General features: G+C 50.4%; 26 protein-coding genes and 1 other annotated feature. Of the genes, 16 read left to right on the forward strand and 10 right to left on the reverse strand.

Translation table 11 applies throughout. The features are described 5' to 3' along the window. Positions 1–58: 58 nt before the first annotated feature. The 4 genes from hflD to rluE form a co-directional block, all read right to left on the reverse strand. Positions 59–697: a high frequency lysogenization protein HflD gene (gene hflD / locus FGI04_RS07460; RefSeq protein ID WP_407336526.1), complete on the reverse strand. Its 639-nt coding sequence runs from the start codon at positions 695–697 to the stop codon at positions 59–61. Between the two features lie 438 nt (positions 698–1135). After that, positions 1136–2248, reverse strand: coding sequence for a tRNA 2-thiouridine(34) synthase MnmA (gene mnmA / locus FGI04_RS07465; RefSeq protein WP_016941472.1), 1113 nt, complete (start codon positions 2246–2248; stop codon positions 1136–1138). 189 nt (positions 2249–2437) lie between these two features. Continuing rightward, a complete protein-coding gene (locus FGI04_RS07470) occupies positions 2438–2896 on the reverse strand; it encodes an NUDIX hydrolase (protein ID WP_407336527.1) in 459 nt (152 codons plus the stop codon). Then, complete coding sequence (rluE, locus tag FGI04_RS07475; protein ID WP_342700933.1) at positions 2889–3515, reverse strand: 23S rRNA pseudouridine(2457) synthase RluE; 627 nt, start codon at positions 3513–3515, stop codon at positions 2889–2891. The genes FGI04_RS07470 and rluE overlap by 8 nt, the downstream gene beginning before the upstream one ends. A 131-nt stretch (positions 3516–3646) precedes the next feature. Here rluE and icd point away from each other — a divergent pair, with 131 nt between their 5' ends. The 15 genes from icd to ihfA all read left to right on the forward strand — a co-directional run bounded on the left by icd (position 3647) and on the right by ihfA (position 19843). Then, the gene (icd, locus tag FGI04_RS07480) at positions 3647–4900 is read left to right on the forward strand and encodes an NADP-dependent isocitrate dehydrogenase (RefSeq protein WP_012884613.1); all 1254 of its coding nucleotides are present in this window, start codon (positions 3647–3649) and stop codon (positions 4898–4900) included. An 849-nt stretch (positions 4901–5749) separates the two neighbouring features. Further along, positions 5750–7918: a sensor domain-containing phosphodiesterase gene (locus FGI04_RS07485; protein WP_342700932.1), complete on the forward strand. Its 2169-nt coding sequence runs from the start codon at positions 5750–5752 to the stop codon at positions 7916–7918. A gap of 505 nt (positions 7919–8423) precedes the next feature. Next, positions 8424–9308 carry a protease HtpX gene (htpX, locus tag FGI04_RS07490; protein WP_016941467.1) on the forward strand — a complete coding sequence of 295 codons (885 nt, stop codon included), beginning with the start codon at positions 8424–8426 and terminating at the stop codon, positions 9306–9308. 314 nt (positions 9309–9622) lie between these two features. Beyond that, positions 9623–10789 (forward strand): oligogalacturonate lyase, encoded by a 1167-nt coding sequence (ogl, locus tag FGI04_RS07495; protein WP_407336528.1) that lies wholly within the window; start codon positions 9623–9625, stop codon positions 10787–10789. A 210-nt stretch (positions 10790–10999) separates the two neighbouring features. Then, a complete protein-coding gene (gene kdgR, locus FGI04_RS07500) occupies positions 11000–11791 on the forward strand; it encodes a DNA-binding transcriptional regulator KdgR (RefSeq protein WP_016941465.1) in 792 nt (263 codons plus the stop codon). Positions 11792–11968: 177 nt separating this feature from the next. Next, a complete protein-coding gene (locus FGI04_RS07505) occupies positions 11969–12265 on the forward strand; it encodes a YebO family protein (RefSeq protein ID WP_407273418.1) in 297 nt (98 codons plus the stop codon). A 7-nt stretch (positions 12266–12272) separates the two neighbouring features. After that, positions 12273–12485 (forward strand): hypothetical protein, encoded by a 213-nt coding sequence (locus FGI04_RS07510; RefSeq protein WP_407336529.1) that lies wholly within the window; start codon positions 12273–12275, stop codon positions 12483–12485. Positions 12486–12589: 104 nt separating this feature from the next. Continuing rightward, positions 12590–14518 carry a threonine--tRNA ligase gene (gene thrS / locus FGI04_RS07515; protein WP_342700931.1) on the forward strand — a complete coding sequence of 643 codons (1929 nt, stop codon included), beginning with the start codon at positions 12590–12592 and terminating at the stop codon, positions 14516–14518. Positions 14519–14521: 3 nt separating this feature from the next. Further along, positions 14522–15064 carry a translation initiation factor IF-3 gene (gene infC, locus FGI04_RS07520; protein WP_168364041.1) on the forward strand — a complete coding sequence of 181 codons (543 nt, stop codon included), beginning with the start codon at positions 14522–14524 and terminating at the stop codon, positions 15062–15064. 96 nt (positions 15065–15160) lie between these two features. Beyond that, complete coding sequence (rpmI, locus tag FGI04_RS07525) at positions 15161–15358, forward strand: 50S ribosomal protein L35 (RefSeq protein ID WP_012769670.1); 198 nt, start codon at positions 15161–15163, stop codon at positions 15356–15358. Positions 15359–15401: 43 nt separating this feature from the next. Beyond that, complete coding sequence (gene rplT / locus FGI04_RS07530) at positions 15402–15758, forward strand: 50S ribosomal protein L20 (protein WP_012769671.1); 357 nt, start codon at positions 15402–15404, stop codon at positions 15756–15758. A gap of 167 nt (positions 15759–15925) precedes the next feature. Next, positions 15926–16049, forward strand: a sequence feature (Phe leader region). Continuing rightward, positions 15931–15975 carry a pheST operon leader peptide PheM gene (gene pheM, locus FGI04_RS07535; protein WP_106120997.1) on the forward strand — a complete coding sequence of 15 codons (45 nt, stop codon included), beginning with the start codon at positions 15931–15933 and terminating at the stop codon, positions 15973–15975. Its footprint overlaps the feature before it by 45 nt. A gap of 104 nt (positions 16050–16153) precedes the next feature. Further along, positions 16154–17137 (forward strand): phenylalanine--tRNA ligase subunit alpha, encoded by a 984-nt coding sequence (gene pheS / locus FGI04_RS07540; protein WP_012884624.1) that lies wholly within the window; start codon positions 16154–16156, stop codon positions 17135–17137. 15 nt (positions 17138–17152) lie between these two features. Beyond that, positions 17153–19540, forward strand: coding sequence for a phenylalanine--tRNA ligase subunit beta (gene pheT / locus FGI04_RS07545; RefSeq protein WP_407273420.1), 2388 nt, complete (start codon positions 17153–17155; stop codon positions 19538–19540). Between the two features lie 3 nt (positions 19541–19543). After that, the gene (gene ihfA, locus FGI04_RS07550; protein WP_012769674.1) at positions 19544–19843 is read left to right on the forward strand and encodes an integration host factor subunit alpha; all 300 of its coding nucleotides are present in this window, start codon (positions 19544–19546) and stop codon (positions 19841–19843) included. An 18-nt stretch (positions 19844–19861) separates the two neighbouring features. Here the strand turns inward: ihfA and FGI04_RS07555 are convergent, their stop codons facing one another. From FGI04_RS07555 to nadE, 3 genes are all read right to left on the reverse strand, one after another. Next, a complete protein-coding gene (locus tag FGI04_RS07555) occupies positions 19862–20320 on the reverse strand; it encodes a nitrous oxide-stimulated promoter family protein (protein WP_342700928.1) in 459 nt (152 codons plus the stop codon). A gap of 74 nt (positions 20321–20394) precedes the next feature. Next, a complete protein-coding gene (gene yddG / locus FGI04_RS07560) occupies positions 20395–21288 on the reverse strand; it encodes an aromatic amino acid DMT transporter YddG (RefSeq protein WP_407336530.1) in 894 nt (297 codons plus the stop codon). Between the two features lie 104 nt (positions 21289–21392). Then, complete coding sequence (gene nadE / locus FGI04_RS07565; protein ID WP_342700926.1) at positions 21393–22217, reverse strand: NAD(+) synthase; 825 nt, start codon at positions 22215–22217, stop codon at positions 21393–21395. A gap of 228 nt (positions 22218–22445) precedes the next feature. Here nadE and osmE point away from each other — a divergent pair, with 228 nt between their 5' ends. Next, positions 22446–22775, forward strand: coding sequence for an osmotically-inducible lipoprotein OsmE (gene osmE / locus FGI04_RS07570; protein WP_012884629.1), 330 nt, complete (start codon positions 22446–22448; stop codon positions 22773–22775). An 88-nt stretch (positions 22776–22863) separates the two neighbouring features. On the opposite strand, the gene FGI04_RS07575 is transcribed toward osmE, so the two are convergent. The 3 genes from FGI04_RS07575 to paeX all read right to left on the reverse strand — a co-directional run bounded on the left by FGI04_RS07575 (position 22864) and on the right by paeX (position 26026). Then, positions 22864–24255, reverse strand: a complete 1392-nt coding sequence (locus FGI04_RS07575; protein WP_407336531.1) for an L-cystine transporter — start codon at positions 24253–24255, stop codon at positions 22864–22866. Positions 24256–24401: 146 nt separating this feature from the next. Next, on the reverse strand, positions 24402–24980 hold the full coding sequence (locus FGI04_RS07580) for a metal-dependent hydrolase (RefSeq protein WP_342700924.1): 579 nt from the start codon (positions 24978–24980) through the stop codon (positions 24402–24404). Positions 24981–25057: 77 nt separating this feature from the next. Beyond that, positions 25058–26026, reverse strand: coding sequence for a pectin acetylesterase PaeX (gene paeX, locus FGI04_RS07585; RefSeq protein WP_407321431.1), 969 nt, complete (start codon positions 26024–26026; stop codon positions 25058–25060). Positions 26027–26222: the final 196 nt, after the last annotated feature.

Consider the following 26222-nt stretch of genomic DNA (forward strand, 5'->3'; position numbering starts at 1 on the left):
TCTCATGACGGTGGCTGAACCGGAATAAGCAGCCACCATCAATCAAGCGGTGTCTCTGTCAGAGGGTGTGGTGGCAGCGGTTCAAGATCTCTTGTGCGTGGCGTACCAGTTTACTACGGGAGAACATCAACTGTAGCCGACTACCGCCCACTTGCTGCCACAGTACGGCAGCACGGATCCCTGCCAGCAGTACGGCACGTACCTTCGCCTGAATCTGCGGGCTTTTTAGCACATCTTGCGCGCCGGTTACCTGAATACGGGGGCCCAGTTTACTGATGACATCCACATAAATACCGGCGAGTACGTTAATAAACGTGTCTGATAACAAGTCGTAGTGTTCCAGTTGTCTGTCCAACTTATTGATACGGTTGCCTAATTCATCCAGTGCGGCCCGGTTATTGTTCAGTCGGCGCTCCAGCACCATCAGGCTAAACGTATAGCGCGACAACTCAGCGCCCAGACCTTCGCGTGACGAGTTGAGGATCCCCAGCAGCGTTTCCAGCCCAATCTTCAGATGCTGTTCCGCGTTGCCAAACACATCCATCGTACTGGATGGGTTAATATTCATGATACTTTTCAGTGACGTTTTTAATACATCCGTATTGCAACTGCCTTGATGCGCGAGTTGCTGCACCAAATAAGCAGACTGGCAGATTCCTGCCATTGCCAGCGTAATGTCATGATAATTTTTAGCCACAATTACTCCTGTCAACATCATCTGGCCACTGTGTGGGTCCGGAATGGCGATACTGACTGCACAGCCAATTTTCCCCAGAAAAGAAGTCAAAAACTGGCGTACATCTCCAGCTTTTTCACTCACACAGCCTAAAAAGGCGATGATCATGCCATAAAAATCAAGATGAACCCAGTATCAACCCGGCAAAACCCAGCACGGGTTGCAAATCGTTCATCCTGATCGTTCGGTACTTCAAAGTTTAGTGTCATGACAACGAAAAAGGTGCCAACGCGGTGTTTTATTTGACGTCATCAGGTGGAGAAGAGAGGGAAGGGATGAGTGGCAAAACGCATCAGTGACGCAACAAAAAAAGACAGCAAACGGGAAATAAGAAGAGAAAAGTCAGAAAAAAACCAGAGAAGCGTTGAAGCTCCTCTGGTCGAATGCGGTGTGAGCCGGTTATGGCACCATACGCAGGCGTTCTTCGATGATGCCGCCACCAAGGCAGATTTCACCCTGATAGAATACGGCGGACTGGCCCGGCGTGACGGCGGCGACCGGTTCGTCAAAGCGGACTTCGATACGGTCTGCATCCAGCGGTGTCAGCAAACACGGGATATCTGCCTGACGATAACGAGTTTTTACCGTGCAACGCAGCGGTGCGCTCAGCGGCTCGCGGTCAACCCAGTGGAGTTGTTGGGCAATCAAGCCAACGGACATCAGGCGGGGATGCTCGTGCCCTTGTGCGACGTACAACACATTGCTGGCGACATCTTTATCAACCACGTACCACGGGTCATCGCCGCCTTCTTTAACGCCACCAATGCCGAGGCCTTTGCGTTGCCCCAGCGTGTGGTACATCAACCCCTGATGCTCACCCATCACCTTACCGTCGTCTACAGATAAGATAGGGCCAGGTTGCGCTGGCAGGTAACGAGCCAGGAAGTCACGGAACTTGCGCTCGCCAATAAAACAGATGCCGGTCGAGTCTTTTTTCCTGGCGGTTGCCAGGTCCAACTGCTCGGCGATTTTCCGCACTTCGGGTTTTTCCAGCTCACCCACCGGGAACAGACTTTGTGCCACTTGCTGGTGACTCAGGGTATAAAGGAAATAGCTCTGGTCTTTGTTGCCGTCCAGACCACGCAGCAGACGGCTTTTACCGTCGATATCCTGACGGCGGACATAATGGCCGGTAGCAATGTAGTCGGCGCCTAAATCTTCGGCTGCAAACTCCAGGAAGGCTTTGAATTTGATTTCTTTGTTGCACAGAATATCCGGGTTAGGCGTGCGACCTGCACGGTATTCCGCCAGAAAATGCTCAAAGACATTGTCCCAGTACTCGGCGGCGAAATTCACGGTGTGCAGCGTTATGCCTAACTTGTCGCAGACCGCTTGCGCATCGGCCAGGTCGGTGGCGGCGGAGCAATACTCCGTGTCGTCATCCTCTTCCCAGTTTTTCATGAACAGGCCTTCCACCTGATACCCTTGCTGTTGCAACAGATAGGCGGATACCGATGAGTCAACACCGCCGGACATACCGACAATGACTTTTTTCTGGCTGTTATCTGACATGGACATCTCGCGAACTCAAACTCAGTGAGGTGGTGTAAAGCGTTAAAGCGAAAAACAAGCGCAATAGGTTAACACATTTATCGTGATCACACATTTTCTTGCGCGTCATTGACCTGATAGCGCGATACCTGAAAACCGGCTTTCAGGTGAAACGGGTTCGCCGCTGGCTAAACGGCGAACCGGAAGATATCAGGCAGGGATGGGAAATGGCCAGTTAAACGCTTCCAACAGGCTCAGCGGATAACGCTGGCCGTGCTGATAACAATGCAGGCTGGCGGCGACCAATGGCGAGCGTAAACACGGCGCCTGAAGAATCTCTTCTGGCTTCAGCCAGTGGCAGCAGAGGATGTCGCTATCGTGCGGCGTGGTTGGGAGCCGTTCGGGTAGATCAATTGTGAAGCTAAAACGCAGGAAGGGGGTACTATCTGGCGCGATCCACTGGTGAAGTTGCAAAAAATGTTGTGGCATGGCTCGGATGCCGGTTTCTTCGAACAGCTCCCGTTGGGCTGCCTGAATCAGCGTTTCGTCTGCTTCCAGGTGACCTGCTGGTTGGTTCCACAGCCGACGATGGTTGATTTCTTCTTCCACTACCAGAAAATGGCCTTCTGCCTGTACAACACAGGCCACGGTTACATGGGGTTTAAACATGATCAATCTCCTTCCAGTCGCCGGGGAGTAATCCATCAAGAGTGTGGTTAGCCATACTGTAGCGAATCAAACGCAGTGTCGGATAGCCGATATGCGCCGTCATCCGTCTTACCTGGCGATTACGGCCTTCATAGAGTGTGATTTTTAGCCAGCTCACCGGAATGTTTTTACGTTCGCGGATAGGTGGCTGGCGTGGCCACAGCCAGGCGGGTTCATCCACACGTTCTGCGCCCGCAGGCAGTGTAGGGCCATCGTTTAACACCAAACCGGTGCGAAAAGCACGCAGCGCGTCTTCATCGGGAATGCCTTCAACCTGGGCATAGTAAATTTTGGGGGTCTGCTTGCCGGGTTGAGTCAGCCGTGCCTGCAATTTGCCGTCATTAGTCAGAATGAGCAGGCCTTCGCTGTCCCGATCGAGTCGCCCGGCGGCGTAGATATCGCGAAAGGGAACGTAGTCTTTCAGCGTGGCGCGGCCGCCTTCATCGGTAAACTGAGAAAGCACATCGAACGGTTTATTAAGCAAGACGATGCGCCTTTGGGTGACGACGCCAGGCTCATTTTTTTTTGGTCGAGAGCTGAATCGTTTAAGTTGGTGATTTCTAACAGGGAATTTATTCATCTTATTACTGGCTGTGAATGACAAAAACATTATACTCGAAATGGTTTGTGATTGGCTCAGGCTAAATATTCAAGTAGTATTGACACGCATCTTACAAGTCATTAACAAAATGGCGCTCGAAGGAGAGGTTAATGGAAAGTAAAGTAGTTGTACCGGCAGAAGGGCAGAAAATCACGGTTGACGCCCAGGGTAAACTGGTCGTGCCTGCTAATCCGATCATTCCGTTCATCGAAGGTGACGGTATCGGTGTTGATGTTACGCCAGCCATGATTAACGTTGTCGATGCCGCGGTAAACAAAGCCTATCAGGGTAAGCGCAAAATTTCCTGGATGGAAATTTACACCGGTGAGAAATCCACTCAGGTGTATGGTCAAGATGTCTGGTTGCCAGATGAAACGCTGGATCTGATCCGCGAATATCGCGTTGCTATCAAAGGGCCGCTGACTACGCCGGTAGGTGGTGGTATCCGTTCTTTAAACGTGGCACTGCGTCAGCAACTGGATTTGTACGTCTGTCTGCGTCCGGTTCGTTATTATGAAGGTACGCCGAGCCCGGTGAAACAACCCGAACTGACTGACATGGTCATCTTCCGTGAAAACGCTGAAGACATTTATGCCGGTATAGAGTGGAAAGCTGGCACACCGGAAGCGGACAAAGTCATCAAGTTCCTGCAAGATGAAATGGGTGTGAAGAAAATCCGTTTCCCGCAGCAGTGTGGTATCGGTATAAAACCGTGTTCTGAAGCCGGGACTAAGCGTCTGGTTCGTGCCGCCATTGAATACGCCATCACCAATGATCGCGATTCTGTCACGCTGGTGCACAAAGGCAACATCATGAAGTTCACCGAAGGTGCGTTCAAAGACTGGGGTTACCAGCTGGCTCGCGAAGAATTCGGCGGCGAACTGATCGACGGTGGGCCGTGGGTGAAAATCAAGAACCCGAAAACCGGCAAAGATATCATCGTTAAAGATGTTATTGCCGATGCCTTCCTGCAGCAGATCCTGCTGCGTCCGGCTGAATACGATGTCATCGCCTGTATGAACCTTAACGGTGATTATATTTCTGATGCGCTGGCAGCTCAGGTTGGTGGGATCGGTATCGCTCCGGGGGCTAACATTGGTGACGAATGTGCACTGTTTGAAGCGACTCACGGTACGGCGCCGAAGTATGCCGGTCAGGACAAAGTGAACCCAGGTTCGGTTATTTTGTCTGCTGAGATGATGCTGCGCCACCTGCAGTGGTTTGAAGCGGCTGACCTGATCGTGAAAGGGATGGAAGGCGCTATCAGGAACAAGACGGTCACCTATGACTTCGAACGTCTGATGGAAGGCGCTACGCTGCGTAAATGTAGCGAATTCGCTCAGGATATCATCAGCAACATGTAATCGATGGCGACATCGTACCAAACCTCACGGTGGTCAGGCTTCCGTGAGGTTTTTTTTATCTTTAACGACGTACGATTCGTACGGCCTCTCCGATGTATTCCTCTGTAGTCCTTACTAATGTTACGGCTATTGCGCCGTGTTTTTTTCCTCTTTCGCTTTTTTGTGCTATCAATTTAGAACCATCACATTACATTCTCTTCTCGTTTTTGATGCTTTTTATCCGAATTCATCGTCGAAATTTGGTTGTTATAACGCCAGAGGACGAATAGTGGTTTGTTTTGTTGCTCGTTTTGGCATCGAGTCAGAATAGAAACTGAGGTTGATATATCATCAGTCAGCTAATTGTTATTTTGATTTTGTACGTCGATTCCCTTAAAGAAAAAGTCTTTTCCAGTATTTAACCGTTCGGAGAAAAAATATCCGGTGATTGGTTGGCTATGGAAAGTTACCGACAATAAACATTTATAGCGATAAGTTATCAAGTTTTGGTTGATGATTGGGAATAACGATCTATTAGGATAATTAACCACTTGCGTTTATCGCTATTTTTATTAAAAGCTGAGAATCTCTGAAAATGTTGGAAACAGGGTCTTCCTCCTCGTCGGCATTTTGCTATTCTGTTGGCGCTGCCCGATAATTTGCATGAACGATGAGCTCCCTGGTATGGGGAAGAGACAGAGCAAAGAGGGATAGTAGCCAGTTATCGTTTTAAATTTAATCGAAAGATATCGATGGATTTTATTCGTCGATGATTTTTTTTGCGTGAAAAGTTACGGTAAGTGCCGTCGCGGCAACAGGCTACAATTTTTTCTGACAGAAAAAACAATGGATAATGTGAGGGGAACCCCCATGAGTCGAGCCCCAGCAAATAAAGATGAGAAAAGCCGACTTGCGGCGTTAAGAGAGTACGGCATTAGTAAACCGCTGTCTGATCCTGGTTTTGATAATCTGATCAATTTGGCGGCTAACGTTTTTAACGTCCCTATCGTGTTGATTTCGCTGATAGAAGAAGAACGACAGCTGTTTGCTGCCAGTACTGGCATGTCGATATGCGAAACCTCCAGAGATGAATCCTTCTGTGCTCATGCGATTCTCAAGAAACGGATCATGGTGATCCCCGATACGCGCAAAGACCCCCGCTTCAGAGATAACCCTCTGGTAACTGGCGAACCGCACATCCGTTTTTATGCCGGTATTCCACTTCGAACACCTAGCGGCTTTCCGATCGGTGTGTTGTGCATCATCGACAACAAACCCCGTTCTTCTCTTAGCGCCCGTGATGCGCATAACTTGCAGGATTTTGCCGCGTTGGTGATGGACAAACTGGAAATGCGGCGGCTGGATTTAGCGCGCCGGGCCAGCCAGGCCCGTTTTGAGAGCATTGCCGAGTCGTCACCAGACGCCATTTTGTGCGTCAATGACAGAGGGACTATCACCTTCTGGAATGAATCTGCGGAAAAAATGCTGGAATACAACCGCGATCAGATTATCGGTGAGCACATCAGCATCATCGTCCCGGATATGTTTGTTGTGCAGTTGCACCATCTGGCGACGGACAAAACCGCAATTTTTAAAGGCAGCTCAATCGAGCTGGAAACCCGTGCGCTGTCTGGCACATTGATATCAACTGAGTTGACGGTATCCATGTGGCGGGATCATAACCAGACGCGTTATGGCATCATCCTGCGTGATGTTACGGAAAGACAGCGTTACGAGGAGCGGCTCTTTTTGCAGGCGCACCGTGACCCGCTTACCGGGCTGGCGAATCGTACCTTGCTGACGTCCACGCTGGATCAGGTGCTAAAAAACGGTGAACCCGCGGCCATCATGATTATTGATCTGGATGGCTTTAAAGATATCAATGACAGCCTCGGTCATGCCAGCGGTGACGAAATTTTGTCCAGTGTGGCAAGAAGACTGCAGGACAACGCCCATTCTGGCGATCTGGTCGCCCGCATGGGGGGCGACGAGTTCGCGATATTGTTGCCAAACCAGAATGATGAAGAGCAGGTCGCGAGACTGGCGGAAAAAATCATCCATGATATTTCGCAAGCCGTTCCCGTTGACGACAAACAAATCAACACCAGCGCCAGCATTGGGTTAGTCATGTACCCGGCGCATGGAACCACCGTGCAGGACTTGCTGACCAGCGCTGATCTGGCGTTGTATCAGGCGAAAGCCGACGGGCGAAACTGCTATCGCTTCTTTACCCGTGAGTTGAGAGAAGTCTTTCAGGCCCGTCATGCCTTTCAACTGGAGTTTATCCGGGCGTATGAGCAGGAGGAGTTTGAGGTGTTCTATCAACCTCAGGTCAATCTGGTCAATAACAAGATTGTGGGGGCGGAGGCGCTACTACGCTGGCGTCATCCCTATAAAGGGTTGTTGGGCCCGGCGGCATTTATGTCAGCGCTGGAGCGTGGGCCTTGGGCGGAACGTATTGGCGATTGGGTTGTGCGCTCAGCCTGTCAACAGGCTTCCGACTGGTGTCGTGCCGGGGCAAAAAATTTCCGGATCAGCATCAATTTGTTTGCAGCACAGTTCCGCTCAGGCATGCTGGCGCAGAAAATCAGAGATGTGCTGGCGCAAACCGGCCTGAAACCCAGTGCGCTAGAGCTGGAAATTACAGAGAACATCATATTGCGACATGACGAAAATATGATGAAGCCCCTCAATGAGTTGCGTAATAGCGGTATTGGCATTGCGTTTGACGACTATGGAACGGGCTATGCGTCACTCAGTATGTTGAAACATTACCCGGTTACCCGGCTTAAAATCGATCAGACCTTCGTGCGCGCCATGTGTGAGTCGGCACCCGATGCGGCGATTGTCCGCGCTATTCTGTATTTAGGAAAAAGTTTTGGTCTGGATGTGATTGCCGAAGGCGTGGAAACGCAGGATCAGTGTGAAAGACTGCTTAATAAAGGGTGTGAGCAGGCTCAGGGCTATCTGTTTGGTCGGCCGATGCCGGCAGCGGAGTTCGAGAAATTGCTCGATCTGGAGGATACGCCTCTGGGTTGATGCTTCATCAGGCGATGTAACCGAATCGGCCCGTCAGCGAATTGCGAATAAGGCCGAGGCATTTTTTGTCACCAGTATGGATCAGTGCGAAAGCGGCAGACAGTCTCTGTATTGCTGCCATTAACCATGTAGTTTTAGCATCGATGGTGGGTTGGCGCGATCGAATGGGGCGAGGGATCTTGGTACGGTGAACATTCCTCCACTATGACATCGGTTATATTTACTTACACCACCATTTGCACATCAGTCTGGCGCTCGTCTGACTGAGATTGAACGTAAACTATACGCCTGCCAGACATCTTTCCAAAATAAGGTTCAGAGATAATCTGTGCTCTGAGTATACCGCTTCCCTGTTTTACCCAAATTAAGCCCGAATAAAAGTGTAAATTTATGTTAATTTGGTAACATAAAGGTTATGGATGCTTGAAAATGACGACGCAGCCCATACGATGTGGTTGTTGCAAACACTTTTGTTGCTTTTGCTGAAAGAGGAAATCTTAATCATATGATGCGTATTGCGCTTTTCCTGCTCACCAACCTGGCGGTGATGGTGGTGTTCGGGCTGGTACTCAGCCTGACGGGAGTCCAGCACAACAGCATGGCGGGCTTGATTATCATGGCCGGTGTGTTTGGTTTCGGCGGGTCAATTGTTTCGCTGCTGATGTCTAAATGGATGGCGCTGCGCTCCGTCGGCGGTGAGGTGATTGAACAACCCCGTGATGAAACCGAGCGCTGGTTACTGGATACCGTGCGGATGCAGTCTCAGCAGGCGGGTATCGCCATGCCACAGGTTGCTATCTATCATGCTCCCGATATCAATGCATTTGCGACAGGCGCACGTCGCGACAGTTCGCTGGTCGCGGTTAGCACCGGGTTATTGCAGAATATGAGCCGTGACGAGGCCGAAGCGGTTATTGCTCATGAAATCAGTCACATTGCTAACGGTGACATGGTCACGATGACGTTGGTTCAAGGTGTAGTGAATACCTTCGTTATTTTTATCTCCCGCATCATTGCGCAAATTGTTACCGGTTTTCTTTCTGGTAACCGTGACGATGGTGAAGAGAGTGGTAACGGTAACCCGCTGGTTTATATGGCTGTTTCCATGGTGCTGGAACTGGTGTTTGGTATTTTGGCCAGCATCATCACCATGTGGTTCTCCCGCTATCGTGAATTCCATGCTGATGCTGGTTCGGCGAAACTGGTTGGTCGTGAGAAAATGATTGCTGCGTTACAGCGCCTGAAAACCAGCTATGAACCGCAGGAGGCCAGTAGCATGATGGCATTCTGCATCAACGGTAAGTCCAAGTCTCTTAGCGAATTGTTCATGTCGCATCCGCCGCTGGACAAACGTATTGAGGCGTTGCGCTCTGGTGAGTATCTCAAATAATCCGCGCGCACTAATCATGTGCACGTGTTCAATGAGATTGTTTTATGTACAAAGGCCCTGTTGGGCCTTTGTTTTTTCTGGTAATTAGCCTGATGTACCGCCGTCTTACCCGACGCCCTGTCTGGCAAAATAATCTTGCGCAAACGCAAACAGTCAGTGAAAAGCGAAAGAATGTTTTATAAAATAAAACCATGATCACGGAAAAGTGAAACATTGTTTCTACAATACCGGTATAACAAGGCGATTTGCCGGAGTGACAGGTTCTTTCACCTGGCGGCGTCTGATTTTTCACGATAAGCGCTAAGGATTTACGGATGGCCAAAGGTAAAAAGCTTTCTTTTACGTTCCATACCTACCAGGACTCAGTCACCGGCACCGAAGTGGTGCGTCTCACCCCTCCCGATGTCATCTGCCACCGCAACTACTTCTACCAGAAGTGTTTTTCCAATGATGGTAGCAAACTGCTGTTTGGTGGGGCATTTGATGGGCCGTGGAACTATTATTTGTTAGACCTGAAAACTCAGCAGGCTACTCAACTGACCGAAGGTACTGGCGACAATACCTTTGGCGGCTTCCTGTCTCCGAACGATGACGCGCTGTATTATGTGAAGAATGTTCGCAACCTGATGCGTGTCGATCTTAACACACTGGAAGAAACCAATATCTATCAGGTACCGGATGACTGGGTCGGATACGGTACCTGGGTCGCCAACTCTGATTGCACCAAGATGGTGGGAATTGAGATCAAAAAAGAAGACTGGAAGCCGTTGACTGACTGGAAAAAATTCCAGGAGTTCTATTTCACCAACCCATGCTGCCGCCTCATTCGTATCGATCTTAAAACCGGTGACGCCACGACCATTTTGCAGGAAAAACAATGGTTGGGTCACCCGATTTACCGTCCTGGCGACGATAATACGGTCGCCTTCTGTCACGAAGGCCCGCATGACCTGGTGGATGCTCGCATGTGGTTCATCAATGAAGATGGCACCAACATGCGCAAAGTGAAAGAGCATGCTCCAGGTGAAAGCTGTACTCATGAATTCTGGGTGCCGAATGGCTCTGCACTGGCTTATGTTTCTTATCTGAAAGGCAGCACTAACCGCTTTATTTGCAGTGTTGACCCCGTTACGCTGGAAAACCGTCAACTGACAGAAATGCCGCCGTGCTCGCATCTGATGAGTAACTATGATGGCACGCTAATGGTAGGGGATGGTTGCAACGCCCCCGTAGACGTGAAAGATGACGGTGGTTACAAGATTGAAAACGATCCTTTCCTGTATGTGTTCAACATGAAGACCGGGAAACATTTCCAGGTTGCACAACACAATACGTCATGGGAAGTACTGGAAGGTGACCGTCAGGTGACGCACCCACATCCATCATTCACACCGGACGATAAACATATTCTGTTTACGTCGGATGTCGATGGTAAACCGGCGCTCTATCTGGCAAAAGTGCCTGATTCTGTCTGGCACTAATAGCATCTGCAACCGTGCCCACCAAGGGCGCGGTTTTTTTTCGCTTTACAATAAGATTATTAATCCGGCAGTACTATTGCAGTGGGCAATATTTAATCATGTTGTCTGTTATAGTAATGCCTGATTGCCATATTCAGAGCGTTCCCTTTATACTAAAACAAGTGTTCTATTTTTTTTAAAACAAAAATACTGAGTAGGGTAACCAAAAAAATGGCTATTGCAGATTTAGATAAACAACCCGATTCCGTGTCGTCAGTCTTAAAGGTTTTTGGTATTTTGCAGGCATTAGGCGAAGAGCGTGAAATTGGCATCACTGAACTATCACAACGTGTGATGATGTCTAAAAGTACGGTTTATCGCTTCCTGCAGACGATGAAATCGCTGGGATATGTTGCTCAGGAAGGTGAGTCAGAGAAATATTCACTGACGTTGAAATTGTTCGAACTGGGTGCGAAAGCATTACAGAATGTGGACTTGATTCGCAGTGCGGATATTCAAATGCGTGAATTGTCCGCATTAACACGCGAAACTATCCACCTCGGCGCGCTGGATGAAGACAGTATTGTCTATATCCATAAAATTGACTCTATGTACAACCTGCGCATGTATTCCCGTATTGGCCGCCGTAACCCGCTGCACAGTACCGCGATTGGTAAGGTATTGTTGGCCTGGCGCGATCGTGAAGAGGTTAAAGGCATTCTATCTAATGTCGAGTTCAAGCGTAGTACCGTGCACACTATCGGTAGTACAGAAGAACTGTTGCCACAACTTGATCTGGTTCGTCAGCAAGGATTCGGCGAAGACAACGAAGAGCAGGAAGAAGGGCTGCGCTGTATCGCTGTTCCGGTCTTTGACCGTTTTGGCGTAGTGATTGCTGGTCTGAGTATTTCTTTTCCGACGATTCGTTTTTCAGAAGATAATAAGCATGAGTATGTGGCTATGCTGCATACTGCGGCGCGCAATATTTCTGATCAAATGGGTTACCACGATTACCCGTTCTGACAAGAGTAGGGTACGTTACCCGTTACCACGCTCTGGCTATTAGCCTGTCCCAGTGACAGGCTTTTTTATGGGCAGAACCTGCTTTTCAGCCAGGGAATTGCGGTATGACTGTCGAATTGTCTGGCGGCACAGTGCTAGAATGCGCGCCTGAGTCAGGTTATGTAACAGGTTTTAGACATGAGTAGTTTTGCTTCAGACATGCTGGAAGTGGTTTTTGTCGCATTGATTGTACTGCTGGTGATCCTGGTGTGGTTCTTTATCAATCGTGCCAGTGTCCGGGCCAATGAGCAGATAAGATTGTTGCATGAGATTGTTGATCAGCAGCAACAACAAATCGCGCTACTACAAGCGCTGGTGCCGGTAACGGCAACAGAGCCACAGAGCGTAGAACCGGTAACGGAACAGCCAGTATTGCCTGAAACTAAAGAAAGCGAAGTGGACACTTTGTTCAAGGACATGATCCCTGAACGGTAAGCGTTCGATGTGTAGCGATATACCGTCGAATGTACCCAACTCGTCTGAATGCTTTGGTATTTATCGATTATCTGCCGCCTGTTTTGGCCCAACGGGTGGCATCGCTCGGTGCATGGTGCTACTCTACGCCGTCGGGCTATTGCTGGTGTCTTTGGCTGAACCGCTGTACCGTGTGGTGGCCGTCACCATGTTGCCTGTCAACAGGATGGGACTGATTTAACAATTGTGGGTTAAATCCTTTCTCTCCGACCTTCTATATCAAACACAATTATCTTTTGTATGTGGGCTTTCGTGTGGCTCACCACTGCAAATAAGGGAATTTACATGCCTGTTATTACGCTTCCTGACGGCAGTCAGCGTCATTACGACCATGCCGTTTCTCCTCTTGATGTCGCGCTGGATATCGGCCCTGGCCTGGCGAAGGCTTGTATTGCCGGTCGCGTTAATGGTGAATTGGTTGATGCGGTCGATGTTATTGAATCTGACGCACAGCTGGCCATCATCACCGCCAAAGACGAAGAGGGGATGGAAATTATTCGCCATTCCTGTGCGCACTTGCTGGGACATGCTATCAAGCAATTGTGGCCAGATACCAAAATGGCGATTGGCCCGGTCATCGACAACGGTTTTTACTATGACGTTGATCTGGAACATACGCTGACACAGGAAGACCTGGAACAGCTTGAAAAGCGGATGCATGAGCTGGCCGGCAAAGACTACGACGTTATTAAGAAAAAAGTCAGTTGGCAGGAAGCGCGTGATACGTTTATGGCGCGTGGCGAAAGCTATAAAGTGGCGATTCTTGATGAAAATATCAGCCATGATGATCGCCCTGGGCTGTACCACCATGAAGAATATATCGATATGTGCCGTGGTCCGCACGTACCGAATATGCGTTTCTGTCACCACTTTAAACTGCAGAAAACTTCCGGTGCCTACTGGCGCGGTGACAGCAAAAATAAAATGCTGCAGCGTATTTATGGTACCGCCTGGGCGGATAAGAAACAGTTAAGTGCCTACCTGCAACGCCTTGAAGAAGCCGCCAAACGTGACCACCGTAAAATTGGTAAGCAGCTAGACCTGTACCATATGCAGGAAGAAGCGCCGGGTATGGTGTTCTGGCACAACGATGGCTGGACGATTTTCCGTGAACTGGAAGCCTTTGTGCGCATGAAGCTCAAAGAATACCAGTATCAGGAAGTTAAAGGTCCGTTCATGATGGACCGTGTGCTGTGGGAAAAAACCGGGCACTGGGAAAACTATAAAGAAGCCATGTTCACGACGTCGTCTGAAAACCGTGAATACTGCGTCAAACCGATGAACTGCCCTGGCCATGTGCAGATCTTCAATCAGGGGCTGAAATCCTATCGTGACCTGCCGTTGCGTATGGCGGAGTTCGGCAGTTGCCATCGTAATGAGCCGTCAGGTTCCCTGCATGGTTTGATGCGTGTACGCGGCTTTACGCAGGATGACGCCCATATCTTCTGTACCGAAGAGCAGGTGCGTGACGAGGTAAACAGCTGCATCAAGATGGTCTACGACATGTACAGCACCTTCGGTTTCGAGAAAATCGTGGTGAAACTGTCAACGCGTCCTGAAAAACGTATCGGCAGTGATGACATGTGGGACCGGGCTGAAGAAGACCTTGCTGCGGCATTGACTGAAAACGCTATTCCGTTTGAGTATCAACCGGGTGAGGGCGCGTTCTACGGTCCGAAAATCGAATTTACGTTGCATGACTGTCTGGATCGCGCCTGGCAGTGCGGTACGGTACAGTTGGACTTCTCGTTGCCAGGCCGTCTGAGTGCATCCTATGTCGGCGAAAACAACGAGCGTCAGGTCCCTGTCATGATTCATCGGGCTATTCTCGGGTCGATGGAGCGTTTTATCGGGATTTTGACCGAAGAGTTTGCCGGTTTCTTCCCGACCTGGTTGGCACCGGTTCAGGCTGTCATCATGAATATTACGGATAGTCAGTCTGATTATGTCAGCGAATTGACAAGAAAATTGCAGGATGCGGGCATTCGCGTTAAAGCGGACTTGAGAAATGAGAAGATAGGCTTTAAAATCCGCGAGCACACTTTACGGCGTGTTCCCTATATGCTTGTTTGTGGCGATAAAGAGGTGGAAGCAGGAAAAGTCGCTGTTCGCACCCGCCGCGGCAAAGATCTGGGAAGTTTGGACGTCAGTGAAGTAATCACGAAGCTGCAAGAAGAGATTCGCAGCCGTAGTCTTCATCAGTTGGAGGAATAAGGTATTAAAGGCGGAAAACGAGTTCAACCGGCGCGTCCTAATCGCATCAACAGAGAAATTCGCGCACAAGAGGTACGTCTGACGGGCGTTGATGGCGAACAGATTGGTATTGTTAGCCTGAATGAAGCGTTAGAGAAAGCTGAGGAAGCAGGTGTTGATTTAGTTGAAATCAGCCCGAACGCCGAACCGCCGGTTTGCCGAATCATGGATTACGGCAAGTTCCTTTACGAGAAGAGTAAGGCCACTAAAGAACAGAAGAAGAAGCAAAAAGTTATTCAGGTCAAGGAAATCAAATTCCGGCCTGGTACCGATGATGGCGACTATCAGGTCAAACTACGCAACCTGGTTCGCTTTCTGGAAGATGGTGACAAAGCCAAGATCACACTGCGTTTCCGCGGTCGTGAAATGGCGCACCAACAGATCGGTATCGAAATGCTTAACCGCATTCGTGATGATCTGAATGAGTTATCTGTCGTCGAGTCGTTCCCAACCAAGATCGAAGGGCGTCAGATGATTATGGTGCTGGCACCGAAGAAGAAACAGTAAGGCATTCAAGTAACAACGTCCGCGCTGCCTTCGCGTAGCGCGGTTTTTGTTCGCCTTATCTGATTCATTGTTTAACAATGCGAAGTGGAAATAACAATGCCAAAGATTAAAACTGTACGTGGCGCCGCTAAACGCTTCAAAAAAACCGCCAGCGGTGGTTTCAAGCGTAAGCATGCTAACCTGCGTCATATTCTGACCAAAAAAGCGACTAAACGTAAGCGTCACCTGCGTCCGAAAGCCATGGTTTCCAAAGGCGATCTGGGCCTGGTTGCAGCATGTCTGCCTTACGCATAAGTAACTTTTTTTAACTCAGAATTAAGACTTTAGGAGAGAGCATATGGCTCGCGTAAAACGTGGTGTGGTTGCTCGCGCACGTCACAAAAAGATCCTGAAACAAGCGAAAGGTTACTACGGTGCCCGTTCGCGCGTTTATCGTGTTGCCTTCCAGGCAGTAATCAAAGCTGGTCAGTACGCTTACCGTGACCGTCGTCAGCGTAAACGTCAGTTCCGCCAGCTGTGGATTGCACGTATCAATGCAGCAGCCCGCCAGAATGGCTTGTCTTACAGCAAATTCATCAATGGCCTGAAAAAAGCCTCTGTTGAAATCGACCGTAAGATTCTGGCTGACATCGCCGTATTCGACAAAGTGGCTTTCAGCGCACTGGTTGAAAAAGCGAAATCAGCTCTGGCGTAAGTCAGATGGAAGAGGGAGCTAGTCTCCCTCTTTTCGTCTTTGCCGCCGTGAAAAAGCCGACAATGTTCCACTATCGTAGATGAAAGACTTTCAGAACGAGCGAAATTGGTATATTGTCAACGGGTTAGAAAGTAATAACGCATCAACAATGACAGCAAAAGGTAACGCAAGTATGAACGCTGCTATTTTCCGTTTCTTTTTTTACTTTAGCGCCTGAACGTCGGGGGCTTTGCGCGTAAGAAGAGAAACGAAAAGTAGCGCCTAAGCCTCCTCTGTGGAGGCTTTTTTATTGGTTCGGATTTCTTAATTCGTAGTCATAGTTACGTTTGGCGCACTGAAAACCGTATCTTTCCAATCATGATTGTCGGCCATACAGGCAGAAGAAGAGGAATGCAATGCAACATCTCGCAGAACTGGTTGCTAAAGCCAGAGCAGCCATAGAACAGGCTGGAGACGTCGCCGCACTGGAAAATGTGCGCGTCGAGTTTCTGGGCAAAAAAGGTCACTTAACCCTTCAGATGACCTCGCTGCGCGAGCTGCCTGCTGAAGAGCGTCCTGCCGCGGGCGCGGTGATCAATCAGGCGAAGCAGGAAGTACAGGACGCGCTGAATGCGCGTAAGCAAACGCTGGAAAATGCTGAGCTGAATGCCCGTCTGGCAGCGGAAACCATCGATGTCTCTCTACCTGGCCGGACGATGGAAAACGGTGGTCTGCATCCGATTACCCGCACGATTGATCGCATTGAAACCTTCTTTGGCGAACTGGGATTTGCCGTGGCATCAGGCCCGGAAATCGAAGACGACTATCATAACTTTGATGCATTGAATATTCCCGGACATCACCCGGCGCGTGCTGACCATGACACGTTCTGGTTCGATGCTACCCGCCTGCTGCGTACACAGACATCCGGTGTACAGATTCGTACGATGAAGAAACAGCAGCCGCCGATCCGTATTATCGCACCGGGGCGTGTCTACCGTAACGATTACGATCAGACACATACCCCGATGTTCCACCAGATGGAAGGGCTGATCGTGGATAAAAACATCAGCTTCACCAATCTGAAGGGAACGCTACATGATTTTCTGCGCAACTTTTTTGAGGAAGATTTACAGGTGCGTTTCCGCCCGTCCTACTTCCCGTTTACCGAACCCTCCGCCGAAGTGGATGTGATGGGCAAAAACGGCAAATGGCTTGAAGTATTGGGATGCGGCATGGTGCATCCAAACGTGTTGCGTAATGTCGGCATTGATCCGGAAGTGTATTCCGGCTTTGCATTCGGTATGGGGATGGAACGTCTGACCATGCTGCGCTACGGCGTGACGGATTTACGCGCCTTCTTCGAAAACGATTTACGCTTCCTCAAACAGTTTAAATAAGGCAGGAATATCAAGATGAAATTCAGTGAACTCTGGTTACGGGAATGGGTTAACCCAGCTATCAGCAGCGATGCCTTATCTGAACAAATCACGATGGCAGGCCTGGAAGTGGATGGCGTCGAGCCGGTCGCGGGTGCCTTCCATGGTGTGGTTGTCGGGGAAGTCGTGGAATGTGCGCAGCATCCCAATGCGGACAAATTGCGTGTCACTAAGGTGAATGTTGGCGGTGAGCGCTTGCTGGATATCGTTTGTGGTGCGCCGAATTGCCGTCAAGGGCTCAAGGTGGCGGTAGCCACGGTGGGCGCAGTATTGCCGGGCGATTTCAAAATCAAGGCTGCCAAACTGCGTGGCGAACCGTCTGAGGGAATGCTGTGTTCTTTCTCCGAGCTGGGGATTTCCGAAGATCATAGCGGCATTATCGAACTGCCGTCCGATGCGCCGTTGGGTACCGACATCCGCGAATACCTGAAACTGGATGACCATACTATTGAGATCAGCGTAACCCCTAACCGTGCCGATTGTCTGGGCATTTTGGGTGTGGCGCGTGACGTTGCGGTATTAAATGCGATGGCGTTGACGGTGCCGACGACTGAGCCGGTGCCCGCTACGATTACCGATCAATTCCCCATTCAGGTTGAAGCGAGTGACGCATGTCCGCGTTATTTGGGGCGAGTGGTCAAAGGTATCAATGTGAAAGCGGCTACGCCGCTGTGGATGCGTGAAAAACTGCGCCGCTGTGGTATCCGCTCCATCGATCCGGTTGTGGATGTCACTAACTATGTTTTGCTGGAACTCGGCCAGCCAATGCATGCGTTTGACCTTAATCGTCTTGAAGGCGGTATTGTGGTTCGCATGGCGAAAGAAGGGGAACCCCTGCGCCTGTTGGACGGCACTGACGCTACCCTGAGCGCTGATACACTCGTGATTGCCGATCATCAAAAAGCGCTGGCGATGGGTGGGATTTTTGGTGGTGAACATTCTGGCGTAAATGGTGACACGCAAGATGTGCTGCTGGAATGTGCCTATTTTAATCCGCTGTCGATTACAGGGCGTGCCCGCCGTTATGGTCTGCATACAGATGCATCACATCGTTATGAGCGTGGTGTCGATCCGGCATTGCAGTATCAGGCAATCGAGCGTGCGACGCGTCTGCTACTGGATATTTGTGGCGGTGACGCTGGTCCGGTCGTGGATGTGAGCAGTGAAAAAGATTTACCGGCACGTGCGACCATTACGTTGCGTCGCGACAAGCTGGATCGGTTGATTGGTCATGTGATTTCCGATGAGAAAGTCAGCGATATTCTTAACCGTCTGGGCTGCCAGGTGACGAAAGCTGCTGATGGCTGGCAGGCGGTTGCGCCGAGCTGGCGTTTCGATATGGCTATCGAGGAAGATTTGGTGGAAGAAGTGGCTCGTATTTACGGCTACAACAACATTCCGAATATTCCTACTCAAGCGCCGCTGAAGATGACGCAACATCGCGAAGCGAGTCTGACGCTTAAGCGTGTGAAAACGTTGTTGGTGGATCGCGGTTTTCAGGAGGCGATCACATACAGCTTCGTTGATCCTAAAATTCAGTCGCTGATTCATCCCGGTGAAGAGGCGTTGATTCTGCCGAGCCCAATTTCGGTAGAAATGTCCGCTATGCGCCTGTCTCTGTGGAGTGGGTTGTTGGGGGCGGTGGTGTATAACCAGAACCGTCAACAAAGCCGTCTGCGGGTGTTTGAGAGCGGTTTACGCTTTGTTCCAGACCAGAGCGCTGACTTGGGCGTGCGTCAGGAAACTATGCTGGCAGGGGTTATCACAGGGACTCGCTACGAAGAGCATTGGGATCTGGCACGTCAGACCGTTGACTTCTATGATTTGAAAGGCGATTTGGAAGCGGTATTGGCATTGACTGGGAAACTGTCTGCGATTGAGTTTCGCGCAGAGAGCCACTCAGCATTGCACCCAGGGCAGAGTGCGGCTATTTATCTGGCTGGCGAGCGTATCGGTTATATCGGTGTTGTTCATCCGGAACTAGAACGCAAGCTGGACTTGAACGGTCGTACCGTGGTGTTTGAAGTGCTGTGGGATAAGCTCGCTGATCGTGTGGTGCCAGAGGCGGCGGACATTTCTCGTTTCCCGGCAAACCGTCGTGATATCGCTGTGGTAGTGGCTGAAAGCGTGCCTGCTGGCGATGTTTTGAACGAGTGCAAGAAAGTTGGCGCAAATCAGTTAGTTGGCGTAAACTTATTTGACGTGTACCGGGGCAAGGGCGTAGCGGAAGGGTATAAGAGTCTTGCTATCAGTCTGGTATTGCAGGATACCGCTCGTACACTGGCAGAAGAGGAAATTGCCGCTACCGTTGCGCAATGTGTAGCAGCACTAAAACAGCGATTCCAAGCATCCTTGAGGGATTAACCTATGGCGCTTACTAAAGCTGAAATGTCTGAATACCTGTTTGAAAAGCTTGGGCTCAGCAAACGGGATGCCAAAGAGCTCGTCGAGTTGTTTTTCGAAGAAGTCCGGCGCGCTCTGGAAAATGGTGAGCAGGTTAAGTTGTCGGGGTTTGGCAACTTTGATTTGCGGGACAAGAACCAGCGCCCGGGACGTAACCCAAAAACCGGCGAAGATATTCCGATTACGGCGCGTCGGGTCGTTACGTTCCGTCCAGGGCAGAAATTAAAGAGCAGAGTGGAAAACGCGTCACCCAAAGAGTCCTGATTTGACAAAAAGGCCGCATTAGCGGCCTTTTCCTTTTGCAGAATCGTCTGAAAATATAGTAGTCGATTCAGGCCTTTTTACTACTTCGTTCTGGACTACTTTGCGCTGGACTACTGTTTTGCGCTGGAGTACTGTGCGCGGGCGTTGCGGCGCGGCAGGTGTTGGTTTACGGTCGTCTAACAGATGTCGGATTGCCAGTATTGGATGGTGCAACAGCATTCTTGGCCCGGCCCACCGCATGACAACCTTGATTTCCTCTCGCTTCGCAGGCTGATAGCAATGGATCGGACATTGTTTACAGGCGGGTTTGTTTTCCCCGTAGTAACATTTTTCTAGCCGGTTCAAGGCGTAGTCCTGCAGCCTGACATAATAATCCGCGTCATCGGCTGGGGCTGGAAAGGCACGTTCATACAACGTGATCATCGCCTGAATGGTACGGATTTCCCGTTGAATACGTTTGCCGGAGGAAGAAGACATTGCTGTGCTCCCATGGTGACCATTAAGTTGCATAATGGATGCATTTTAATCGAGAAACACAATCCTGTCGCCGTTTAAGGTGCTCCGCGTGTTGCCAGCCAGGACAGCAGCGCCCCCAGCGTCACCATGATAACGCCTTGCCAGAACGCTACTGAAGGCGTGGTTTGTAGCCACAGCGCCGCCATCAGCGTCGTCAGTATCGGGGTAAAATAAGACGCCGTTGCCAGTAATGCCATGTTGCCGCGTTGAATACCGGTATCCCACGCGGCATAGGCCAATGCCGTTGAACCGCCGATAAACAGCAATTCGAGCAGGGTGCGAATCGAAAAAGAGAACGTCGGCGCGTCACTGCGCAGATATTGCCCCCACAGCACCACCGCCGTAACGATGAAAAACAGCAGGATGCCACTTTTGCCATTGCCGAAACGGCGCGAGATATTGCAGTACAACGCCCAAACCAGTGCCGCGGCCAGAGCCATGCAATAAGCTAGCGGGTTGGTGCTGACATTCTGCCACATCAGGGTGGGAGTCCAGTCACCGTGACCTTTCAGAATCCACAGAATACCGGTTATTGAAAGGGCAAGGCCCGGCCACAGCCATAATCGACTTTTTTGTTGATTGATAAACAGCGAAAACAGAATGGTCAGGCAAGGCCACAGGTAATTAATCATTCCCAGTTCCATTGCCTGCAGACGGTTTTGTGCCATCCCAATCGACAATGAAAAACAGATTTCGTAACTGACAAATAAAGCTCCGCCGAGTAGCAGGTAGATCCTGGCATGAGTACGAAAGGTGGGGCGATGCCCGAATAACAGCAAGCATATCGCGCTGGTGGTGTAAATCATGGCGGCGCCGCCTAACGCTCCTAATGCTTCGGTCAGGCTACGAATCACCCCGACAGAAGTGCTCCAGAGTACGATTGCCAGCAAGCCAGCCAGCGTAGCGCGGCGAGGGGTTATGGGTATCATTAATGATTATCGACTATCATGGCTATTGACTATCACGTAGCAAGAAAGCGGGCAGATGCCGATAGTCGTATCTGCCCAGAGAAATTAACGCAGTGACGCGGTTATTAACGCCAGAAGTCGTCAAAAACGGTAATCGGTGGGCGGCGTTTATGCTCGGTTTTACGATACCAGCTTTCGATGATCGCGGCGTCGATCGGATCAAGCGTGTTGCCTTCCAGATAATCGTCAATTTTCTCGTAAGTGATGCCGAGAGCCATCTCATCCGGTAAGGATGGACGATCATCTTCCAGGTCTGCTGTTGGCGCTTTGGTGTAAAGGTGGGACGGGCACCCCAGCAGCTTGAGTAAGGCTTTACCCTGTCGCTTGTTGAGACGGAAAATCGGGTTAATGTCGGTGCCGCCGTCACCGTACTTGGTGAAGAAACCGGTGACGGCTTCCGCTGCATGGTCGGTACCCACCACCAAACCCGCGTTCATGCCCGCGATGCTGTACTGTGCTTTCATACGCTCACGCGCTTTTTCGTTGCCTTTGACGAAGTCAGACAGCTCAATACCGATGGCGCGCAGCGTCGCTTCACTGGCATCTACTGCCGGTTTGATATTGACGGTCAGTACCTGGTCAGGCTGGATAAACTGAATCGCATCCTGGCAGTCTTGCTCATCAGCTTGCACGCCATACGGCAGTCGTACCGCAATAAAGCGATAATCAGCCTTGCCGGTTTCCTGACGCAATTCGGTGATAGCGGTCTGGCATAATTTGCCAGTTAGCGTCGAATCCTGCCCGCCGCTGATCCCCAGTACCAGGCTTTTGACGAACGGGTGCGCCTTCAGATAATTCTTTAAAAAATCAACGCTCACCCGGATTTCCTGTGCCGGATCAATCGCGTTTTTTACCCCGAGCGCCCGAATGATTTCTTGCTGTAATGACATGTCCACCCCCTACTGAACCTATTGATGTGCCAGAACAATTACTCACATCGCCAAAGAGTAACGTTAATTCCGACGGAGTAAAAGAACAAGAAAAAGCCGGAGGTTTTACAGTGGATCGGGGGCTTTTTCGCCAATTATCAGCCTGTTGAAAGACAATAAGGTATTTGAAAAAGCCGAGCCTGCTATCTAGTCTTAGCAACACCGATAGCGAATGAGTGAGGTCATTCCATGAAGAAACGTGATTTATTCCTGTGTATCGCAGCAAGTACCCTGATGCTCACTGGGTGTGTGGCTTACGATCGTGCAGAAAATTTTTTCACTAAACCGGTGGTGAAGGACGTGAAAAAAGGCATGAGTCGTCAGGAGGTGAATCAGATTGCCGGACCTGCGTCGACGCAGGCCACGATGCTTCATGCCAGGGGAACCTGTAATACTTATGTGCTAGGTACCCGAGACGGTAAGGTGCAGTACTACTTTGTCAGCTTTGATGAGACTGGACATGTACTGAACAAGGGGTTCCAGAGCTGCCAGGAATACGACACCAACCCGAAATTCTAAGTGGTTAATGCTATGTCGACGTGAAGTGCCATGCCGACGCGAAGAACATCAACGTTGTCGGCATGGCTTTATAACATTGCGACAGGGATTAACGGTGCGTTAATGCCGTGTCATCATCCTGATTAAACACGACTTTATCGGTTTGCCTGAGCAATTGGCTGGTTACGGTACCCGCAGTCATGGAACCGCTGACGTTAAGCGCGGTGCGGCCCATATCGATGAGTGGTTCAATCGAAATCAGCAGCGCCACCAGTGTCACAGGTAAGCCCATGGCTGGCAGGACAATCAGCGCAGCGAAGGTGGCTCCGCCGCCAACACCTGCGACACCGGCCGAACTGAGGGTGACAATGCCGGCCAGAGTGGCTATCCACATTGGGTCCCACGGATTGATGCCAACCGTTGGGGCGACCATGACGGCCAGCATTGCCGGATATAACCCCGCACAACCATTCTGACCGATGGTGGTACCAAACGACGCGGCAAAGCTCGCGATAGATTCTGGTACGCCGATACGGCGCGTCTGCGCTTCAATATTCAGCGGGATAGTGGCCGCGCTGGAACGGCTTGTGAACGCGAAGCTCAGCACCGGCCAGACTTTGCGGTAGAAGCGGGCAGGGTTGATGCCCGTCAACGCCAGTAACACGGCATGCACGCCAAACATTAATCCCAGGCCAAGATAGGACGCCACGACAAAACCGCCGAGCTTGAGGATATCTTGTAGGTTAGAGCTGGCGACCATTTTGGTCATCAATGCCATCACGCCATAAGGTGTGAGGCGCATAACCAGACGGACCAGCTTCATTACCCAGGATTGCAAGGTATCAATCGATGTCAGTACGCGTTCACCTTTCACCGCATCGTCTTTGACCAGATGCAGGGCGGCGACGCCAAGGAAGGCCGCGAAAATGACCACGCTGATGATTGACGTCGGGTTGGCACCGGTCAGGTCGGCAAACGGGTTTTTCGGAATAAACGACAGCAGCAGTTGTGGTACGTTCAGGTCTGCGACCTTACCAACATAAGTCGTCTGAATGGTCGACAGCCGCGCGGTTTCCTGTGAGCCTTGCACCAGCCCTGAAGCGGTAAGCCCAAACAGATTGGTCACAAAGATACCGATTAAGGCGGCGATCAGCGTGGTAAACAGCAGCGTACCAAGAGCCAGCAGGCTGATTTTTCCCAGCGATGACGCGTTATGTAAGCGCGCCACTGAATTAAGAATCGACACGAACACCAACGGCATTACGATCATTTGCAGTAATTGCACATAGCCGTTGCCGACGATGTTGAACCAGGCGATGGATTGTCGGATGACCGGGTTGTCATCACCATAAATCAGGTGTAATACCAGCCCAAACAGCACGCCAGTAACCAGCCCCAGCAGTACCTTTGTAGACAGACTCCAGCTTTTATTACCGCCATACCCGAGTGCGAAAAGTAGCATAGCAAAAACAAGCACATTTATTATCAGCGGAGAATTCATCCCACTACTCCTTTTTTTAATGTTTATCACCGCTACGGTCAGAAGGAAACGTAGCCAGCGCAGTAGAATAGCAGGTCTTTTATATTGCGGTTATAGAGATAACTAACATTGATTAAACCGAATGGAATAACGAGGTTGGCGTTGATTTAACGCATCAGTAGTTCATGCAATTGTTGGCCGAATTGCTGCAACCAGCGCGCGGGTTCACCGTAGTGCCAGGATTCCAGCGGTTGTTGTGGTTGCCATAACATAAACAGAATAAGGCCTACGCACAGTAGGCGCTCCAGTTGGTTTCCTTTATCGCTATTGAGAATGGGCAGACGAAAACGCCACCGGCACGGCCATAACAGTGGTACGCCAGCGGTCGTCAGCATATCAGCGACAATATGGCTTAAATACCCCACGATCATGGCATGGTAGACATCACCCGGTAAGGGCCAGCCGACCGGTAGCCGGGTACGAATGACATAAACGCCGACCAATATCGCCAGCAAACTATGTGTAAAACCACGGTGGCCACACAACCTGGCGATCGGTACGGAAATCCACTTCAGACGCTGGCCTAGAATCGACTTAGGATGATCGATGTCCGGTAACAGGGCTGTTAGCATTGCGGCGGGAATAATATGCCACCAGTCACCCGCTGCCAGAGCGGGTGAGAGTTCTGCTTTCTTTGCAAAGATTGCGCTGGCTACGGCAAACAGGAGGTGGCCTTCCGCGGTCATGAAACATCTCAAAAACTGTCATTTTATACAGTATAAGAGATTGCAACAGTTGACGGAAGGTGTGACGCTGTAACCAGTTATGTTTTATCTGGTTGATTCCTGGACTTTTTATCTAATTGCAGTGATTTTATCCAGTTATTCAATAACTGTGGCCACATAGCCGCAGGTAGTCCGGTTGTCCCTCGGATACCAAAACCATGTTTCCCTTGTTCAAACAGATGGATTTCGGCTGGAATGTGGTGCTCTCGCAGTGCTGCCAGCATCACCAGGCTGTTGTCTACTGACACCGAGGGGTCATCAATCGCATGTACCAAAAATGTCGGTGGAGTTTGTGCACCTACCTGTTTTTCTGCGGAATAACGCTGAATTTGTGCGTCGCTGGGGCGCGAGCCTATCAGCGCTTTGCGCGAGCCTGGATGGGCAATACTTTCCTGCATAGAGATGACGGGGTACATCAGCACCATAAAGTCGGGGCGGGCGCTGGCGTAGTCTATTTCGTCCTGAGCCGGATAAACGGCTTGTGCAAAACGCGTACCGAGGCTGGCTGCAACATGCCCACCGGCAGAGAATCCCATCACGCCGATATGGTGCGGGTTAATACGCCATTGTGCGGCATGGGTACGCAAGGTGCGGATCGCGCGTTGAGCATCGGCCAGTGGCGCATCGGCACCTTCCTGATGGCCATCGGCTGGCATACGGTAGGTCATGACGAACAAGGTGTAACCTTGTTGAGTGAAATACGGTGCCAGGTCACTGCCTTCTTTATCCAGTACGACGCGCTGGTAAGAGCCGCCAGGGGTAATTAATAGTGCGGTGCCGTTAGGGTTTTCTGGCGCGTAAACCGTGATTTCTGGTCGGCGTATGCCGGTTACAGCACGGTCTGGCAGTGTGGGGTCTTTGCTGCGTTCAACCACTTGCTGCTGTACTGACGATGTTACCGCACCGGGCGCGTCGCCTTGCGGCCATATCGGGAAGGTGGTGTCGGCGAAGGTGAGTCCACTGACAGACATGATAAGTGTTCCTGTAATGAATTTGCGTAGTAACATAGCCGTTTATCCATTGCTTTTATTGAGTCAGTATGACGGTGGTGGGGATAAAAAAACAGGTAAACATTTCATCGAAGAGAATAAAATGTTTACCCAAACTGGCGAGTAATATTATTTCCCATAAAGGGAAATAGGCACAGAAATTTAAAATGACGAATTGATGGTTTGGTTAATTTCTGGCAGATATTAACCTGGA

This window comes from Dickeya ananatis (genome assembly GCF_019464615.1).
In the GTDB taxonomy this organism is placed as follows: domain Bacteria; phylum Pseudomonadota; class Gammaproteobacteria; order Enterobacterales; family Enterobacteriaceae; genus Dickeya; species Dickeya oryzae.

Coding starts and splice junctions, on each gene's coding strand:
- ihfA (WP_012769674.1), top strand. CDS start 19,544: ATGGCGCTTACTAAAGCTGAAATGTCTGAATACCTGTTTGAAAAGCTT.
- FGI04_RS07485 (WP_342700932.1), top strand. CDS start 5,750: ATGAGTCGAGCCCCAGCAAATAAAGATGAGAAAAGCCGACTTGCGGCG.
- htpX (WP_016941467.1), top strand. CDS start 8,424: ATGATGCGTATTGCGCTTTTCCTGCTCACCAACCTGGCGGTGATGGTG.
- nadE (WP_342700926.1), bottom strand. CDS start 22,217: ATGTCATTACAGCAAGAAATCATTCGGGCGCTCGGGGTAAAAAACGCG.
- ogl (WP_407336528.1), top strand. CDS start 9,623: ATGGCCAAAGGTAAAAAGCTTTCTTTTACGTTCCATACCTACCAGGAC.
- mnmA (WP_016941472.1), bottom strand. CDS start 2,248: ATGTCAGATAACAGCCAGAAAAAAGTCATTGTCGGTATGTCCGGCGGT.
- FGI04_RS07510 (WP_407336529.1), top strand. CDS start 12,273: ATGTGTAGCGATATACCGTCGAATGTACCCAACTCGTCTGAATGCTTT.
- icd (WP_012884613.1), top strand. CDS start 3,647: ATGGAAAGTAAAGTAGTTGTACCGGCAGAAGGGCAGAAAATCACGGTT.
- yddG (WP_407336530.1), bottom strand. CDS start 21,288: ATGATACCCATAACCCCTCGCCGCGCTACGCTGGCTGGCTTGCTGGCA.
- FGI04_RS07580 (WP_342700924.1), bottom strand. CDS start 24,980: ATGACCGCGGAAGGCCACCTCCTGTTTGCCGTAGCCAGCGCAATCTTT.
- FGI04_RS07505 (WP_407273418.1), top strand. CDS start 11,969: ATGAGTAGTTTTGCTTCAGACATGCTGGAAGTGGTTTTTGTCGCATTG.
- paeX (WP_407321431.1), bottom strand. CDS start 26,026: ATGTTACTACGCAAATTCATTACAGGAACACTTATCATGTCTGTCAGT.
- osmE (WP_012884629.1), top strand. CDS start 22,446: ATGAAGAAACGTGATTTATTCCTGTGTATCGCAGCAAGTACCCTGATG.
- rluE (WP_342700933.1), bottom strand. CDS start 3,515: ATGAATAAATTCCCTGTTAGAAATCACCAACTTAAACGATTCAGCTCT.
- thrS (WP_342700931.1), top strand. CDS start 12,590: ATGCCTGTTATTACGCTTCCTGACGGCAGTCAGCGTCATTACGACCAT.
- kdgR (WP_016941465.1), top strand. CDS start 11,000: ATGGCTATTGCAGATTTAGATAAACAACCCGATTCCGTGTCGTCAGTC.
- rplT (WP_012769671.1), top strand. CDS start 15,402: ATGGCTCGCGTAAAACGTGGTGTGGTTGCTCGCGCACGTCACAAAAAG.
- pheT (WP_407273420.1), top strand. CDS start 17,153: ATGAAATTCAGTGAACTCTGGTTACGGGAATGGGTTAACCCAGCTATC.
- FGI04_RS07470 (WP_407336527.1), bottom strand. CDS start 2,896: ATGTTTAAACCCCATGTAACCGTGGCCTGTGTTGTACAGGCAGAAGGC.
- pheS (WP_012884624.1), top strand. CDS start 16,154: ATGCAACATCTCGCAGAACTGGTTGCTAAAGCCAGAGCAGCCATAGAA.
- FGI04_RS07555 (WP_342700928.1), bottom strand. CDS start 20,320: ATGTCTTCTTCCTCCGGCAAACGTATTCAACGGGAAATCCGTACCATT.
- FGI04_RS07575 (WP_407336531.1), bottom strand. CDS start 24,255: ATGAATTCTCCGCTGATAATAAATGTGCTTGTTTTTGCTATGCTACTT.
- rpmI (WP_012769670.1), top strand. CDS start 15,161: ATGCCAAAGATTAAAACTGTACGTGGCGCCGCTAAACGCTTCAAAAAA.